Genomic DNA, 15,908 nt, shown 5'->3' with positions numbered 1-15,908 from the left:
CGGGTGTCCGCGCGGCGCCCCGGCGGGGCGCCGCGCGTCAGTCCAGGGTGACGGTAGCCACGGCGGCCCCGGGGACCTCGCAGACCAGGTACAGGTCGCGGACCCCGGCGGTGCCCGGCGCGAGGACGGCCACGGCCTCGGCGAAGTCGTGGGGGCCCGTGCCCGCCGGGACGCGCAGCACCGCCGCGGGCCCGGTGTCCGGGCCGTCCAGGTGCACCCGCAGCTCGGTGTCCCGGTCGGCGTTGGCGAGCACCCGGATGCCGCTCGCCCCGGTGAGGTCCGTGTCGCGGAACAGCAGGCGGGCACCGGGCTCCGTGAAGCGCACGGCATCGCCGCGTTCGGGGGTGAGCGGGCACAGGGCGGTGCCGCGCTGCTCCTCGTACCCGGCCGCCGACCAGGTGCCGCGGCGGACCGCGGGCGGCTCACCCGGGACGTCCAGGGGCGCGGTCCCCCGGATGTCGGCGGCCGAGCGCCCCACCAGGACCTCGCGGGGGGCGTCCTCCACGGTGAAGCGCTCGCGGACGGTGTCCCAGCGGGCCAGGTCGGCGGCGTCGAACCCGATCTCGGCGACGGCCTCCTCCCCCGGTCCCAGCCGCAGCCGGGCGAAGCCCCGCAGCGCCCGCACCGGGACCCGCACCCGGGAGGCGAGCTGGCGTGTGTAGACCTGGACGACCTCCTCCAGCGGCCGGTCGCCCGGGTTGGCCACCGGCACCCGCACGGTCACCCGGCCGCCGTCGACGACCGCCTCCGGCTCCCCGTAGACGGGTTCGGCGTACCCCAGCCCGTGGCCGAACGGGTACAGGGGGTCGCCCTCGAAGTACAGGTAGGTGGCCCCGGACCCGATGACGTCGTAGTCGAGGAGGCCGGGCAGGTCGTCGGCGGACCGGTACCAGGTCTGGGTGAGCCGCCCGGACGGTTCGGCGTCGCCGAACAGGACGTCGGCCAGGGCGCGGCCGTACTCCTGCCCGCCGTGCGCCGACCACAGGACCGCGGGGACGTTCTCGGCGGCCCAGGTGACCGCGAAGGGGCAGCCGCTGCTGATCACCAGCACCGAGGCGGGGTTGGCCGAGCGCACCATGCGGACCAGGTGCCGCTGGGCGGCGGGGAGCTCCAGGTCGGCGCGGTCCTCCGTCTCGCGCCCGTTGACCATGGGGTGGTCGCCGACGACCACCACGGCGACGTCGGCGGCGGCCGCGGCCCGGGCAGCCTCCAGCGCTCCGGAGGACACCCGGTCGATCCAGAACGGGCAGCCGTCGGGTTCCTCCACCAGGGCCAGGACCCCGTCCGCGCGGACGCCGACCCGCCGCCCCGTGTGGACCTGGACCAGGTGGTAGGGGCCCTCGGGGCCGCCGGCCGGGTTGGCCGCCTCCAGGCGCAGGGTCTGGCGCACCTCCCAGCCGCCCGGCCCGGGGGCGGTGCAGGCCAGGGTCCCGTCGGGGCCCTCGTCCAGGTGCAGGCCGGTGCGCTCCGAGCGCAGGGTGAACGCCCCGCCGCCCCAGTCCAGCAGGGCGAACACGTCGCCCTCTCCCCCGTCCAGGCGCAGCGGTTCCCCGGACCGGGGTTCGGCGACCGCCGTCACCAGCGAGGTCAGCCGGATCCGGTCGGCGCCGTCGTGGTGGACGACCTCGACGCGCTCGGCGAGGCCCTCCCTCGCGGTGACCGTGTAGGGCGGGGTCCCGCTGTACCAGTCCGTCAGGACGGTGTCGGCGAGCGGGCCCAGGACCGCGACCCGGCGCACGTCCCGCAGGGGCAGCACCCCGCCCTCGTTGCGGAGCAGGACCAGGGAGCGGGTGGCCGCCTCCCGGGCCAGGGCCCGGTGGGCGGGGGTGTCCAGGGAGCCCTCGGGGGCGGGGCCGGGGTCGAACTCGCCCAGGCGCAGCCGCACCGAGAGCACGTGGCGGACCGCCCGTTCCAGGTCCGCGTCGGTGAGCAGCCCGCGCCGCAGCGCCTCCCGCAGGTGGTCCAGGGTGGCCTCGGGGCGGTCGTCGTCCTGGGTGAAGGAGTCCAGCCCGGCCCGTACGGCGTGGGCGTAGGCGGTGGGGCCGTCGGGGTGGAAGCCCTGGAGGCCGAACAGGTTGCCGGGGGCCATGGCGTCGCTGACCACGAGCAGGTCGTCGGGGGCGGCCGCGCGCAGCACGTCCCCGATCAGCGGGCTCAGGTGGGCGGGCCTGCCGTTGACCAGGTTGTAGGAGGGCATCACCGCGACGGCCGCGCCCGCGCGCAGGGCGGGCAGGTGGGCGGGCAGCTCGTACTCGTGCAGCACCCGCGGCGGCAGGCCGCTGGAGGTGGTGCAGCGGTCGGTCTCGTTGTTGTAGCCGAGGAAGTGCTTGAGGGTGGGCGCGGTGCGCAGCCGGGGTCCGTCCCCGGCCAGCCCCCGGGCGTAGGCGGTGGCCAGCAGCCCGGTGAGCCAGGGGTCCTCCGACCACCCCTCCTCGTTGCGGCCCCAGCGGGGGTCGCGCAGCGGGTTGACCACCGGCGCCCAGACGTTGCGCCCGGCGCCGCGGTCGCGGGCGGCCAGGACCTCGTCGGCGACGGCCTCGCCGACCCGGCGCACCAGCTCCGGGTCCCAGGTCGCGGCCAGTCCCAGGGCCTGGGGGAACACGGTGGCGGTGCCCAGCCAGGCGAGGCCGTGCAGGGCCTCGGTCCCGGTGCGGAACCCGGCCAGCCCCAGCCGGGGGACGGGTGCCTGGTACTGGTGCAGCAGCCCGATCCGCTCCTCGGTGGTGAGCGCGGCGACCAGGGCCGCCAGGCGCTCCCCGTCCGTCCGGGACGGGTCGGTGTGCACGGGGTCTGTGACCGGGTCGCTCATGGGGCTTCCGTCCCTCGTGGGTGCCAATGTCCACCGAAATCGAAACGCTTCGACTTCGTTCGCCGCAGAACCCTTGTGCAGCAGATCACAGTGGACTAACTTGCTTTTTCCAACGGCCGAACAATTCATAGCAAAATGGCCGCTCGTTTCCTACCCCCCGGACCATGCGGCTCCGACCGCACGAAGGAACGACGCTATGCCCCTCCGCCCCCTCCCCCGTCCCGCCGCCGCTTCCTCGGGCTCGCCGGCGCAGGCGCGCTCGCCGCGCTGTCCCCCGCCGTCCTCACCTCCTGCTCCTCCGGGGGCGGCGGGGCGGGCAGCGGCTCCGCGGCCGAGGCCGGCTCCCTCGACTCCCTCATCCCCACCCACATCCCCTTCGAGGGGGTCGTCCCCGACATCGAGGGGATGCACGGCGCCCCCGACGGCTTCACGTCCTACCCCACCGAGTTCGTCCAGGCCGTCCCCGAGCCCCCCGGCCGGGGCGGGAGCTACACCGCGATGACCCCGCTGTGGAGCCCCCTGCCGCCCGGCCTGGGGAACAACTCCTTCTTCGACCACGTCAACGGCCGCCTGGGCACCACCATCGAGTTCAACTTCCAGGACGGCAACACCGTCATCGACAAGATGAACGCGGTGGTCGCCGGGCGCGACGTCGCCGACCTCACCATGTTCCCGGACTGGGTCATCAACCTGATGCCGCAGTTCAACCGGGCCGTCGGCGAGCTGTTCGAGGACCTGACCCCGTACCTGGCGGGCGACGCGGCCGCCGCCTACCCGCTGCTGGCCAACCTGGACGGCGACGCCTGGCGCTGGAACGTGTTCAACGAGCGCCTCCAGGGCGTGCCCTGGCCCGCCGAGCCGTTCGGCAACTGGGTGCTGTACCGGCGCGACCTGCTGGAGGAGTACGGCCTGGAGCCGCCCACCAGCCCGGACGACCTCTTCGCCATCGGCGAGGAGATCAACGACCCCGACAACGGCCGGTGGGCGTTCGGCGACTTCAACCTCAGCATGCGGCAGGTCTTCGGGGCGCCCAAGCAGTGGCGCTACGCGAACGGCGAGCTGACGCACATGTTCGAGACCGACGAGTGGCGGGCGAGCATCGAGTTCATGCGCAGGATCTTCGACGCCGGGCTGGTCCACCCCGACATCGTCGCCCTGGGCGACAACTCCAAGGAGCTGCTCAACTCCGGCCGGATCGTGTTCAACCAGGACGGCATCGGCGCCTGGCACGAGGCGTACGGCCAGATGCTCGGCGACTCCCCGGACTTCCGCCTGGACCTCATGCCGGTCTTCGGCGCCAACGGCAACGACCCGGTCATGCACCGGTCCGACCCCTCCGCGCAGTCGGTCTTCGTCCGCAAGGGCATGGAGCCCGAGCAGATCGAGGAGCTGCTGGGCGTCATGAACTTCTGCGCGGCGCCGTTCGGCACCCGCGAGTACATGGACTACCGCTACGGCGCCGAGGGGACCCACCACGAGCTGGACGACGACGGCGCACCGCAGCTCACCGACCTGGGCGCGGGCGAGGTCAACGACGGCTACTACTTCATCAGCGGCCGGCCCCCGGCGATCACCGAGAGCCAGTACCCGGACTTCGTGCAGTGGAAGACCGACTGGTACAACCACGCGGCGCAGTTCTCCGAGGACGACCCGTTCGCGGGCATCCGCATCCAGCGGCCCGAGCGGTTCGCCGGGGCCGAGACCCCGCTCACCGACCGGGTGGAGGACATCATCCGCGGCCGGGAGGACCTGAGCGCGCTCGACCAGGCCGTCGCGGACTGGCGACGCGACGGCGGGGACGAGGGACGGGAGTTCTACCTCGGCGTCCTCCAGGAGCACGGCCGTGACTGAGCGGTCGACCGCGGTCGCCCCCGCCCCGGACCGGGACCCCGCGCCGCCCGCCCGGCGGCGGGCGGCCCGCCCGGGGCGGGGGCCGTCCCTGCGGGCCCGGTGGCGGCGCGACCGCGCCCTGCTGCTGATGACGCTGCCCGCGATCGGCCTGCTCGCGGTGTTCCACTACGTCCCCACCTTCGGGAACATCATCGCGTTCCAGCAGTACAACCCGTGGGACGGGGTCCTGGGCAGCCCCTGGGTGGGCTTCTACCAGTTCGAGCGGCTGTTCACCGACCCCCGGTTCTGGAACGCGGTGGGCAACACGCTGGTCATCGCCGCCGTCCAGCTGGTGTTCTTCTTCCCGGTGCCGATCGCGCTCGCGATCCTGCTCGACAGCGTGCTCACCCGCCGACTGCGGCTGGTGCTCCAGAGCATCGTGTACATGCCGCACTTCTTCTCGTGGGTGCTGGTGGTGACCCTGTTCCAGCAGATCCTGGGCGGGGCCGGGCTCATCTCCCAGGCCCTGCGGGGCGCCGGGTACGCACCGCTGGACATGATGACCGACCCCGACGCGTTCCTGCTGGTCGTGACCTCCCAGATGGTCTGGAAGGACGCCGGCTGGGGCACGATCATCTTCCTCGCCGCGCTGGCCGCCATCGACCAGAACCTCTACGAGTCGGCGGCCGTGGACGGGGCGAACCGGTGGCGGCGGATGTGGCACATCACGCTGCCCGGGCTGCGGCCGGTCATCGTGCTGCTGCTCATCCTCAAGCTCGGCGACATCCTCAACGTCGGCTTCGAGCAGTTCTACCTGCAACGGGACGCCTTCGGGTCGGGGGTGTCGGAGGTCATGGACACGTTCGTCTACCATCAGACGCTCGTCACGGGGAACTTCAGCGCGGGTGCCGCGGCGGGGCTGCTCAAGGGGGTCGTCGGACTCGTACTGATCCTGGTCGCCAACAAGATGGCCCACCTGATGGGCGAACACGGGGTGTACAAGCGCGCATGAGCACACTGTTCGAGAGCCGCCCGGTCTGGGCGGAACGGCCGTCCCTGCCCGCCCGCGCCGCGAAGAACACGGTCCTGGCGGCCGTCGCGGTCGTCATCCTGCTGCCGATCTACGTCGTGGTCCTCACCAGCCTGTCGCCCGCCTCCGCGGTCACCGCCGCGGGCGGCCTGGTGCTGGTTCCCAGTGGGATCTCGTTCCAGGCGTACGCCGACCTGTTCTCGGGGGGCGTGGTCACCCGGGCGGTGCTGGTGAGCCTGGGCGTGACCGCGGTGGGCACCCTGGTGAGCCTGGCGGCGACGGTCCTGGCCGCCTACGGGCTGTCCCGGCCGGGGTCCCTGCTGCACCGGCCGCTGCTGTTCGCGGTGCTGCTGACGTTCCTGTTCGCGCCCGGGATGATCCCGCTGTACCTGCTGGTCAGCGATCTCGGGATGATCGACTCCTACGCCTCCCTGATCCTGCCCACAGCGGTGAACGCGTTCAACCTGGTGGTGATGCGGGCGTTCTTCATGAACCTGCCCCGGGAGATCGCCGACAGCGCCCGGATGGACGGGGCCGGGGAGTGGACGATCCTCACCCGCCTGGTGCTGCCGATGTCCAAGGGGGTCACGGCGGTGGTGGGCCTGTTCTACGCGGTGGGGTACTGGAACGCGTTCTTCAACGCGATCCTGTACCTCAACGACAACGCCAAGTGGCCGTTGCAGCTGATCCTGCGCCAGTACGTGCAGCAGGGGCAGCAGCTGAACTCCAGCTCGCTGATCGGCGACGCCGTGCAGGGCACCGCCTCGGCGCCCAACCTGGCGGTGCAGATGGCGATCGTGGTGGTCGCGCTGGTGCCGGTGACGGTGATCTACCCGCTGGTGCAGAAGCACTTCACCAAGGGGGTCATCATCGGCGCCGTCAAGGGCTGAGGTGCCGGAACGCCGTGATCGGACCCGGTCCACCGGGTCCGGTCACCTGTTCCGGTCGTAGATGTCCCGCCGGTCGCCGACCCCGAGGACCCACACCCAGATGATCGGCTGTCCGTCATCGTCCTTGTCGATGGCGTAGACGACCCGGTAGTCGCCGACCCGCAGACGCCATCGGCCCTGGTGCCCGCTCAGAGGCTTGATGTCGAAGGCACCTGTGTCGCCTTCGTCGAGAGCGTTCTGCAACTCGGCCAGCCGGTGCAGGATCCTTACCGCTTCGCTGCGGGGTATCCGCCGCATCTGGCGTTGAGCGGCTGCGGTGAAGCGTGTGACATGCCGGTTCACTCCTCCCTCCGGGCGAGGTCACGGGCCATCTCCTCCAGCGAAACGGAGGGCTCGCGCCCTTCCCGCTCGGCTTCGTCCGCCAGACGGTTGAGCCATTCGGCCTCGGCGGCCTCCTCGATGGCGAGCAGCCGCCTGTACTCGTCGGCGTCGATGAGGACGGCCGTGGTCCTGCCCCGCTGGGTGATGAAGGTCGGTGTGTGATCGTGGCGCGCGCGGTCGATCGTGTCGGCGAGATGCCGTCTCACCTCGGACATGGTCGCGGTCACTGGTTCGCCCATACCACCAATGTACCTGATGTACATCTGTTGATCATTCGCGCGGCTGCTCCGTCGTCATTGACACCGCGGGCGGTCCCGGGTCGGGGTGTGGTCTCCGGGTCTCCGCCGGGCTCCGGGCCGTCCGTCGAGGGGCGGAAGGCCCTCGGCGGACGGCCCGGGGCCGCGGCCCCGCCGACGCGGGGCTCCAGAACCCCGACGGGGCGGGTCCGGTCGGCCCCCACCGGCCGACCGGGCCCGCCGCCGGCCTCAGTCGCAGGGGGAGCCGTTGAGGCTCAGGGCCTCGGGGGTGCCGGGTTCGCCGTCGGCGAACCCGTTGAACCCGACCGTCACGGACTCCCCGGCCGGGATCCGGGCGTTCCAGCCGGAGTCGGAGACGACCACGGACGCGCCGTCCTGGCGGTGGGTGGCGTTCCACAGGCTGGTGATCTCCTCGCCCGCGGTGAAGTCCCAGGCCAGGTCCCAGCCGTCCACCTCCTCCGAGCCCGTGTTGGTCACGGTGACCCGGGCCTGGAAACCCCCCGGCCAGGTGTTGTCGACCGAGTAGTGCCACGTGCAGTCGGCGGTGCCGGGCTCGGTCGGCTGCCCCGTGGGCTCTCCGGTGGGCTCCTCCGTGGGCTCCTCACTCGGCTGCGGGTCCGGGCCGCCGCCGGCGGGGTCCCCGTAGACGATCCCGCGGCCGTTGGTGCCGATGTAGACGCGCCCGTACACGTCGGGGTCGCCGGTGATCGCCGCGCCGGTCCAGGCCCACTGGTGGCGGTCGTCGTTGATGCGCACCCAGGTCTCCCCGGCGTCGTCGGACCGGAAGATCCCGCGCACGCCGTCGATCCTGGAGCTGGTGTACACCGCCGGGTAGTCGGCGCCGGGCGCGGGCGCGCCGAAGCCCACCGAGTCGCCCTCGTCGACCCCCGCGACCGCCGCGAAGATCTCCCCCGCGTCGGTGGTGCGCCACATCCCGTAGTGGTCGCCGGTGCCGCCGGCGACCCACACGTCGCCGGTGTGCCCGGGCACCGCGCCGAAGCGGATGTTCCCCTCGGCGGGCAGCCCGTCGAACCGGGCCTCGAACGTGGCCCCGCCGTCGGTGCTGGTGTAGAAGGTGCCGCCGGAGACCGCGTAGAACACGTCCGGGTCCACCCGGTCCGCCTCCACCCGGGCGCCCGCCGGGACGCCGGAGGACGGGCTCCAGGACGATCCCAGGGTCGTGGACGCGTGGACGCCGGTCCCCTCCGGGCTCCAGACGATCCGGGAGCCGTCGGCGTTGACCGCGACGGTGCCGCCGCCGGTGACCCCGCCCGGCGCCTGGCCCGCCCACCAGGAGTCGCCCCCGCTGGTGGAGATCCCGATGGAGCCGACCCCGTCGGCGCCGCCGGTGCGCACCAGCGTGTCGGGCGACAGCTCGGCGAAGTCGAGCGAGGAGCCGTGGTCCCACGAGGGCTGCTGGAACATCCGGTCCGGGACGGTGCCGGGGTCCTCGTGGGTGAACCCGCCCAGGTCGAGCAGGGCCGAGTGCAGCGGCGCCCCGTCGCCCGGCGGGCTGACCAGGTCGTTGACCGCGGTCTCCTCGATGCCGTGCGCCTTCACCTCGATGGTGAAGGGCGTGTCCGTGTCCCAGTTCGTCAGCTCGTCGGAGCCGTACACGGTGGCGCCGGTGCCGTACAGGAACCGGTCCGAGTCGAACGGGTCGATGGCCATCGCCTGGGTCATCCAGCCCAGCTTGGGCTGGGTCTCGGGCGGGGTGCCCTGCCCGCCCCAGTCCAGCCAGGGCGCGGTGGAGATGTCCATCTCGTAGCGGGTGGTGCGCTCGGGGTAGGCGCCCCAGTCCCAGGCCCGCGTCCAGGTCTCCCCCGCGTCGGTGCTGCGGAAGATCTGGATGTCGGGCCACCAGGAGATCTGGGTGGCGACCATGAGGGTGTCCGGGTCCTGCCGGTCGACGGTCAGCCCGCCGTACCCGAAGTAGGAGTCCTCGCTCGCCTCGGGCACCGGACTGATGTCCGTCCACTCGCCGGTGCCGGTGTCGAGCCGCCACACCTCCCCGGCGTCGCCGTCGTAGGGCCCGGGGGTGCTGGTGGTGGCCAGGTACAGCCGGTCGTTCTCGTGGTCCAGGACGCCGTGCGCGGGCAGGAACCCGGTGGGCGCCCCGGGGACGGGCTCCCAGGTCTGGCCGCCGTCGGTGCTGCGGTAGAGGGGGTCGTCGAGGTCGGCGACGCCGGCGTAGACCTCCTGCGTCGGGGAGCCGGGCGAGCCGGTGTCGGGGTCGAAGGCCACCCAGGTGACGCCGATGACGTCGTCCAGCAGCCCGTTGGGGTCGTCGGGGTCCTGCACGTAGTCGCCGGGGTTGGGGAAGGCGGTGACCTCGGACCAGGTCTCGCCGTGGTCGGTGCTGCGCCACAGGCCGTGGCCGCCCCGGGCGCCGAAGTACACGACCGAGTTGTCGTTGGGGTCCACGGCCAGGCGCTCGCCCAGGCCGCGGCCGGGCATGTTGCCGCCGAGCTTGAAGGGCAGCTCGGTCGCCTCCCAGGTCTCCCCCCGGTCGTCGGAGCGCAGGATCGCGCCGTTGTTCGGGTCCCAGTCGTTGGTGTAGGTGCCCACGGCGGCGTAGACGCGGTCCGGGTCGACGGGGTCGGTGGCGATGGACACGACGCCGGTCCACCCCCACCGGTCCCAGTCGACCCAGTCGAGCAGGGGGACCCAGCGCTCGGTGTCGGGGTCCAGGCGGTAGGCGCCGCCGATGTCGGTGCGGGCGTAGGCCAGGCCGGGCTCGGACTCGTTGAACACGATGCCGGGGACGAACCCGCCCCCGGCGATCTGGACGTTGTCCCACTCGTAGTCGGCCTGTGCGAGGGCCGGGGCGGGTGCGGCCGCGCCGACGGCGGCGAGCGGTAGGGCCACGGCCAGGGCGGCCAGGAGGGCGAGGGGCCTCCGGTGCGGCGGTCTCGGGGGGCGGGTGGGCATGCGGGGCTCCTGAAATCGGGGGGTCACGCCCTCCCGGGGATTCCGGGCCCCGGGAGGACGCCAATTCCCGATCAGTGTGAATACCCTTCGGGTGCCCGGCAAGAGGGGTCGGGGCAACTTTTCGAAGCGCTTCGACTGCGGGCATGGAGGAAAGTCTGAAATCGCAGCGAAATGGCCTGCCGGGGACCGCAGTCCACCCGGCTCCGGGTCCCGTCCGGGAACGCGACCACCAGGCTCCGGGGCTCCGCCGACCGCAGCCGGGCGTGCGCCCGCCCCCGCTCCCACTCCAGGACGTCGACGACGAGCCCGCCCCGGCCGCGCAGCCCCTCCACCCGGCCCGCGGTCCACGTCCCCGGCAGCGCGGGCAGCAGGTCGGCGCGGCCCTCGGTGGAGCCGAGCAGCATCGCGGCGACGACCGCGGGGAGGCCGCCGCCGATGTCCACGTTGAACAGCTCCCCCCGGTTGTGGGTCGGGGTCAGGGTGGGCCGCCAGTAGCGGGAGGCCAGCATCCCCAGGGCCGCGTGCGCCTGCTCCGCCTCCCCCAGCCGGGCCGCCGCCAGGCCGAGCTGGACCAGCCCGAACGCCATCTCGTCGGACTCCTCGCCCCGCCACCAGTCCAGGCGGGCGCGCACCGCCGCCGCGGCGGCCGCCCGCAGGCGGGGCGCGGCGAGGGCCGGGTCCGGCTCGTACCAGAGCGGGTACAGGTGGGAGGCGTGCCGGTGGGCGTGCTCCTCGGCCTGCTCCAGCGGCCCGGCCGGGCCCGCCCACTCGGCGAGCTCCCCGCCGGGCGCGACCCGGTACGCGGGCAGGCGGGCGGCCAGGGCGGCCCACCGCCGCCCGCCGGGCAGGCCCAGGACCCGGTGCGCGCGCATGAGGTTGCGGCACAGGTCGCGGACGGCGGCGACGTCCATGGTGGCGTTGACGCAGGCCTGGCCGCCCGCTCCGGCGGGGGTGTTCTCCGGCGAGTACGACGGCACGAACCCGTCGGCGGTGAGGAAGTCCTCGTGGAACAGGGCCGCCTCGGTGAGGAAGGGCAGTGCCCGGTCGCGCAGGAAGGCCCGGTCGCGGGTGTGGGCGTAGTGGTCCCAGTACAGCCGCCCCGCCCAGGCGGCCCCGGCGGTCCAGCAGGTCAGGCACCACACCGGGCCGAAGTGCTGGTGGCGGCCGGAGGTGGAGGCGTGCGCGGGCACCAGGATCCCCCGGCAGCCGTACAGGCGGCGGGCGTTCTCGCGCAGGTCGCCGAGCATGCCCTCCAGCAGGTCGAACACCGGGGTCATCAGCTCGGGGGTGCCGGTGGCGTGCAGGGCGGCCACCGCGGAGAACAGGTTGCCGTTGAAGGTGTAGCCGGACCGCCAGGGCGGGTCGTAGGTGCCGCTCCACACCCCCTGGAGGGTGGGCGGCAGGTCGCCGCAGCTCGACACGATCGCGTACCGCCCGGCGTCCACCAGCCGGGCCAGGTGCGCCGGGGCGGTCCCCTCGGCGGGCGGGCCGTCCAGCCCGATGCGGAACCGGTCCATGAGGCGGCCGTGCAGCGGCGCGTGCCGGGCCAGGACCCGGTCGAACCCGGTGTCCCCGGGCGGGGCGGGCGGGGCCGCCGGGGTGTCCCCGGGCGGGTCGACGGTGATCCGGACGACGGCCTCCAGGCGCCGGACCCCGCGCAGCTCCAGGCCGCCGGGGACCGGCCGGACCGTACCGCCGGCCGCGGTGAGCGCGCACTCGACCGTGTACCCGGCGGGCGCGGCGGCCGGCGCCCCGGCCGGGCGGTCCGGGAAGCGGACGGCCAGCCGCAGCAGGCCCGGGGCCGCGGCGGGCTCCACGGCCATCCGCACCGGCGGCGGGCCCTGCGGCGGGTCCAGGCGCAGCGTCCCGTCCAGCCCCGCGGCCCGGGTCAGCTCCACGGCGACCACCGCGTCCGCCCGGGAGGCCACCGCCCGGTGCCGGGTCCCGTCCGGCAGGGTCTCGGCGACCACGCCGGTGGCGAAGTCGCACTCCCGCAGCGGGTCGCCCGGAGCCGGGGAGCGGGGGGCGAACGAGAGCACGGCCGCGGGGACCAGCGGGTCGATCCACCGGGTCTCGGCGTACCCGGGGTCCTCGGCGGCCGCGAACCCGGCGATCCGCTCGGCGGCCTCCCGGGAGCGGCCCGCCAGGAGCAGGGCGCGCAGCTCCGGCAGGACACGCGCGGTCTCCGGGGCGGGCAGGGCGTCGGCGGACGGCAGGAAGAGGCGTTCGTGGCCCAGGGTGAGGCGGACCAGGCCGGCGGTGGAGTGGACCAGCGCGCCGACCCGCCCGCCCCCGGTGACCAGGGCGTCCTCCCAGGAGGAGGCGGGGTGGCGGGTTCGGACGCCGCGGCGGGGGGCCGTACGGGGGTGGGACATGTCGCTCCCGGGAGGTGGGGGGTGCCAAGGGCGGGGGGTTCTCGCCATACTTCGTTCGTCCGCCCAACCTAAGGAGTCCCCCACATGGCCGCCCAGACCCCGCCGCACGTCCTGTCCCACCGGAGGCTGTGGTTCGGCGGAGACCACAACCCCGAGCAGTGGCCGGAGGAGACGGCCGCCGAGGACGTCGACCTCATGCGGCGCGCGGGCGTCAACCTGGTCACCGTCGGGGTGTTCGCCTGGTCGCGGCTGGAGCCGCGCGAGGGCGAGTACGACTTCGCTTGGCTGGACCGGGTCCTGGACCGGCTGCACGGGGCGGGCGTCCAGGTGGCGCTGGCCACCCCCACCGCGTCGCCGCCGCCGTGGTTCTCGCTGGCCCACCCCGACGCCCTGCCCGTGAACGCCGACGGGGTCCGGCTCACCCACGGCAGCCGCGACACCTACGACGTGTGCTCCCCCGACTACCGGCGGGCCTCGGTGCGGATCGTGCGGGCGCTGGCCGAGCGCTACGCCCACCACCCGGCGCTGGCCATGTGGCACGTGCACAACGAGTACGGGACGTGGACCTACTCCGAGCACGGCGCCCGCGCGTTCCGGGACTGGCTGCGCCGCCGCCACGACACCCTGGACGCGCTGAACCGGGCGTGGACCACCGAGTTCTGGGGCCAGCGGTACGGCTCCTGGGACGAGGTGCTGCCGCCCCGCGCCACGCAGTACCTGGCCAACCCGGCGCACGTGCTGGACTTCCGGCGGTTCCTGTCCGACGAGATGCTCGACCACTTCCTGGACCAGCGCGACGTGCTGCGGGCCGCCTCCCCGGACGTGCCGGTCACCACCAACCTGGCGTTCGGCGACTGGGTGCCGGTGGACCCGTGGCGGTGGGCCGAGCACGTCGACCTGGTGTCGGTGGACGACTACCCGGACCGGGCCGGGGAGGGCGGGGACGAGCAGACCGCGTTCGCCGGGGACCTGGCCCGCTCCTGGGCCGACCGGGTCCCCGGGGGCGGCCGGCCGTGGCTGCTGATGGAGCAGGCGGCCGGGGTGGTCTACGAGAAGGGGCTCATCCGCCCCAAGGCGCCCGGGGAGATCGCCCGGCACAGCCTGGCGCACGTCGCGCGGGGGTCGCGGGGGGCGATGTTCTTCCAGTGGCGGGCCTCCCGGGGCGGCGCCGAGCAGTGGTACTCGGGCATGGTGCCGCACGCCGGCCCGGACTCGCGGATCTTCCGGGAGGTGTGCGAGCTGGGCGACGTGCTGGGGCGCATCTCCGAGACCGCCGGGGCGGACGTGGTCGCCGACGCGGCGGTCACCTGGGACCCGGAGAGCTGGTGGGCGATGCGGGCCACCACCCTGCCGTCGGACCGGGTCGACTACCTGGAGGCGGTACGCCAGGTGCACCGGGTGCTGTGGCGGTCGGGGCGCACGGTGGACTTCGTGCGCCCGGACCGGGACCTGCCCCGGGTGCCGCTGCTGGTGGTGCCGTCCCTGTACCTGCTGTCCGAGCAGGCAGCCGAGCGGCTGGCCCGCTACACCGAGTACGGCGGAACGCTGGTGGTCACGTACCTGAGCGGCATCGCCGACCCCACCGGGACGGTGCGCACCGGCGGCCACCCCGGCATGCTGCGCGACCTGCTGGGCGTGCGGGTGGAGGAGTTCCACCCGATGGCCGAGGGCGAGAAGGCCGGGGTGGACGTGGGGATGGTCCGCGAGGAGGTGACCCTGTGGAGCGAGCACGTGCACCTGGAGGGCGCCGAGACGGTCGCGCCCTACGCGGGCGGGGCGCTGGACGGGCTGCCCGCGGTGACGCGGCGCCGGTACGGGGCGGGCGAGGCCTGGTACGTGTCCGCGCACCTCAACGACCGGGGGCTGGGCCGGGTGATCACCGAGGCCGCCGGGCAGGGCTCCTTCCCCGAGGAGGGGCTGGACGTGGTGCGCCGGGTGGGGCCGGAGGGGGCGTGGGTGTTCCTCACCAACCACGGGCACCGGTCGGTGCGGATCGACCCGGCCCGGCTGGGGCTGGGCGCCGGCGCGGTGGACCTGGTGTCCAAGGCGTCCGCCGAGGGCATGCACCTGCCCGGAGGGGGTGTGGCGGTGCTGCGCGGGCACCCCGTTGACAATTAGTTGTGACCCTAGACAAACTGAGGTCCCCGACCCCAGGAGGCTTCCCATGACCGCGTACCGACCGACGCCCGAGGACCGGTTCACCTTCGGGCTGTGGACCGTGGGCTGGCGCGGCGTCAACACCTTCGGCGACGCCGTGCGGCCCGAGCTCGACCCCGTCGAGGCCGTGCACCGGCTCGCGGAGCTGGGCGCCTACGGCATCACGTTCCACGACGACGACCTGATCCCGCCCGGCAGCGGACCCGCCGAGCGCGAGGCGGTCCTCAAGCGGTTCCGGGGGGCCCTGGACGAGACCGGCCTGGCCGTGCCCATGGTCACCACCAACCTGTTCACCCACCCGGTGTTCCGCGACGGCGGGTTCACCTCCAACAGCCGCGACGTGCGCCGCCACGCCATCCGCAAGGTCGTGCGCAACATCGACCTGGCGGCGTCCCTGGGCGCCACCACGTACGTGTGCTGGGGCGGCCAGGACGGCGCCGAGACCGAGGCGGGCAAGGACGACGCCGCCGCGCTGGACCGGCTGCGCGAGGCGTTCGACATCCTCTGCGGGTACGTGCGCGAGCAGGGCTACGACCTGCGGTTCGCCATCGAGCCCAAGCCCAACGAGCCGCGCGGCGACGTGCTGCTGCCCACCGTGGGCCACGCCCTGGCGTTCATCAACTCGCTGGAGCACCCCGAGATGGTGGGGGTCAACCCGGAGGTCGGGCACGAGCAGATGGCCGGGCTGAACTTCGCGCACGGGGTCGCCCAGGCGCTGTGGGCGGGCAAGCTGTTCCACATCGACCTCAACGGCCAGCGCGGGGTCAAGTACGACCAGGACCTGCGGTTCGGCGCGGGCGACGTCAAGGAGGCGTTCTTCCTGGTCGACCTGCTGGAGGGCGCCGGGTACACCGGGCCGCGGCACTTCGACTTCAAGCCGCCGCGCACCGAGGACATGAGCGGCGTGTGGGTGTCCGCCGAGGCGTGCATGCGCAACTACCTGATCCTCAAGGAGAAGGCCGCCGCGTTCCGCGCCGACCCCGAGGTCCGCCGGGCCCTGGAGGAGTCGCGGGTGCCGGAGCTGGCGGTGCCCACGCTGGGCGAGGGCGAGAGCCTGGCGGAACTGCTGGCCGAGGAGTTCGACGCGGACGCGGCCGGCGGGCGCGGCTACCACTTCGAGCGGCTGGACCAGCTCGCCCTGGAGCACCTGCTGGGCGTGCGCTGAGCCGGGGCCGGCGGACCGGCCCGGAAACGACGACGGCCCCGCCGGGCGTGTGCCCGGCGGGGCCGTCCCCCGTCTGTGCGGGA

Annotated in this window: 10 protein-coding genes; 5 read left to right on the top strand and 5 right to left on the bottom strand. The window is 74.0% G+C overall.

Translation table 11 applies throughout. From position 1 onward, the window contains the following. Positions 1 to 37: 37 nt before the first annotated feature. Positions 38 to 2,809: a glycoside hydrolase family 3 protein gene (locus tag KGD84_RS02430; protein WP_220564500.1), complete on the bottom strand. Its 2,772-nt coding sequence runs from the start codon at positions 2,807 to 2,809 to the stop codon at positions 38 to 40. Positions 2,810 to 2,944: 135 nt separating this feature from the next. Here KGD84_RS02430 and KGD84_RS02425 point away from each other — a divergent pair, with 135 nt between their 5' ends. From KGD84_RS02425 to KGD84_RS02415, 3 genes are read left to right on the top strand one after another with little or no spacing between them, the layout of a single operon-like run. Beyond that, on the top strand, positions 2,945 to 4,660 hold the full coding sequence (locus tag KGD84_RS02425; RefSeq protein ID WP_260697182.1) for an extracellular solute-binding protein: 1,716 nt from the start codon (positions 2,945 to 2,947) through the stop codon (positions 4,658 to 4,660). After that, the gene (locus tag KGD84_RS02420) at positions 4,653 to 5,651 is read left to right on the top strand and encodes an ABC transporter permease (protein WP_255646985.1); all 999 of its coding nucleotides are present in this window, start codon (positions 4,653 to 4,655) and stop codon (positions 5,649 to 5,651) included. Before KGD84_RS02425 ends, KGD84_RS02420 begins: the two co-directional genes overlap by 8 nt. Then, positions 5,648 to 6,559, top strand: coding sequence for a carbohydrate ABC transporter permease (locus tag KGD84_RS02415; RefSeq protein ID WP_220564498.1), 912 nt, complete (start codon positions 5,648 to 5,650; stop codon positions 6,557 to 6,559). Before KGD84_RS02420 ends, KGD84_RS02415 begins: the two co-directional genes overlap by 4 nt. Before the next feature lie 42 nt (positions 6,560 to 6,601). Here KGD84_RS02415 and KGD84_RS02410 read toward each other — a convergent pair whose 3' ends face one another. From KGD84_RS02410 to KGD84_RS02395, 4 genes are all read right to left on the bottom strand, one after another. Then, positions 6,602 to 6,901 (bottom strand): type II toxin-antitoxin system RelE family toxin, encoded by a 300-nt coding sequence (locus tag KGD84_RS02410; RefSeq protein WP_220564497.1) that lies wholly within the window; start codon positions 6,899 to 6,901, stop codon positions 6,602 to 6,604. Beyond that, positions 6,898 to 7,179 carry a type II toxin-antitoxin system Phd/YefM family antitoxin gene (locus KGD84_RS02405; RefSeq protein WP_255646982.1) on the bottom strand — a complete coding sequence of 94 codons (282 nt, stop codon included), beginning with the start codon at positions 7,177 to 7,179 and terminating at the stop codon, positions 6,898 to 6,900. Before KGD84_RS02405 ends, KGD84_RS02410 begins: the two co-directional genes overlap by 4 nt. 246 nt (positions 7,180 to 7,425) lie before the next feature. Further along, positions 7,426 to 10,128: a cellulose binding domain-containing protein gene (locus KGD84_RS02400; protein ID WP_220564495.1), complete on the bottom strand. Its 2,703-nt coding sequence runs from the start codon at positions 10,126 to 10,128 to the stop codon at positions 7,426 to 7,428. A 71-nt stretch (positions 10,129 to 10,199) separates the two neighbouring features. Next, positions 10,200 to 12,503 (bottom strand): glycosyl hydrolase family 95 catalytic domain-containing protein, encoded by a 2,304-nt coding sequence (locus KGD84_RS02395; protein ID WP_220564494.1) that lies wholly within the window; start codon positions 12,501 to 12,503, stop codon positions 10,200 to 10,202. Positions 12,504 to 12,587: 84 nt separating this feature from the next. Between KGD84_RS02395 and KGD84_RS02390 the strand changes: the two genes are divergently transcribed. Beyond that, entirely contained in the window at positions 12,588 to 14,621 is a 2,034-nt protein-coding gene (locus KGD84_RS02390; RefSeq protein WP_220564493.1) for a beta-galactosidase, read from the top strand. A 46-nt stretch (positions 14,622 to 14,667) separates the two neighbouring features. Continuing rightward, a complete protein-coding gene (xylA, locus tag KGD84_RS02385; RefSeq protein WP_220564492.1) occupies positions 14,668 to 15,825 on the top strand; it encodes a xylose isomerase in 1,158 nt (385 codons plus the stop codon). Positions 15,826 to 15,908: the final 83 nt, after the last annotated feature.

It is taken from the genome of Nocardiopsis changdeensis (assembly GCF_018316655.1).
Classification (GTDB): Bacteria; Actinomycetota; Actinomycetes; order Streptosporangiales; family Streptosporangiaceae; genus Nocardiopsis; species Nocardiopsis changdeensis.
This window is presented reverse-complemented; position numbering and strand designations above follow the sequence as displayed.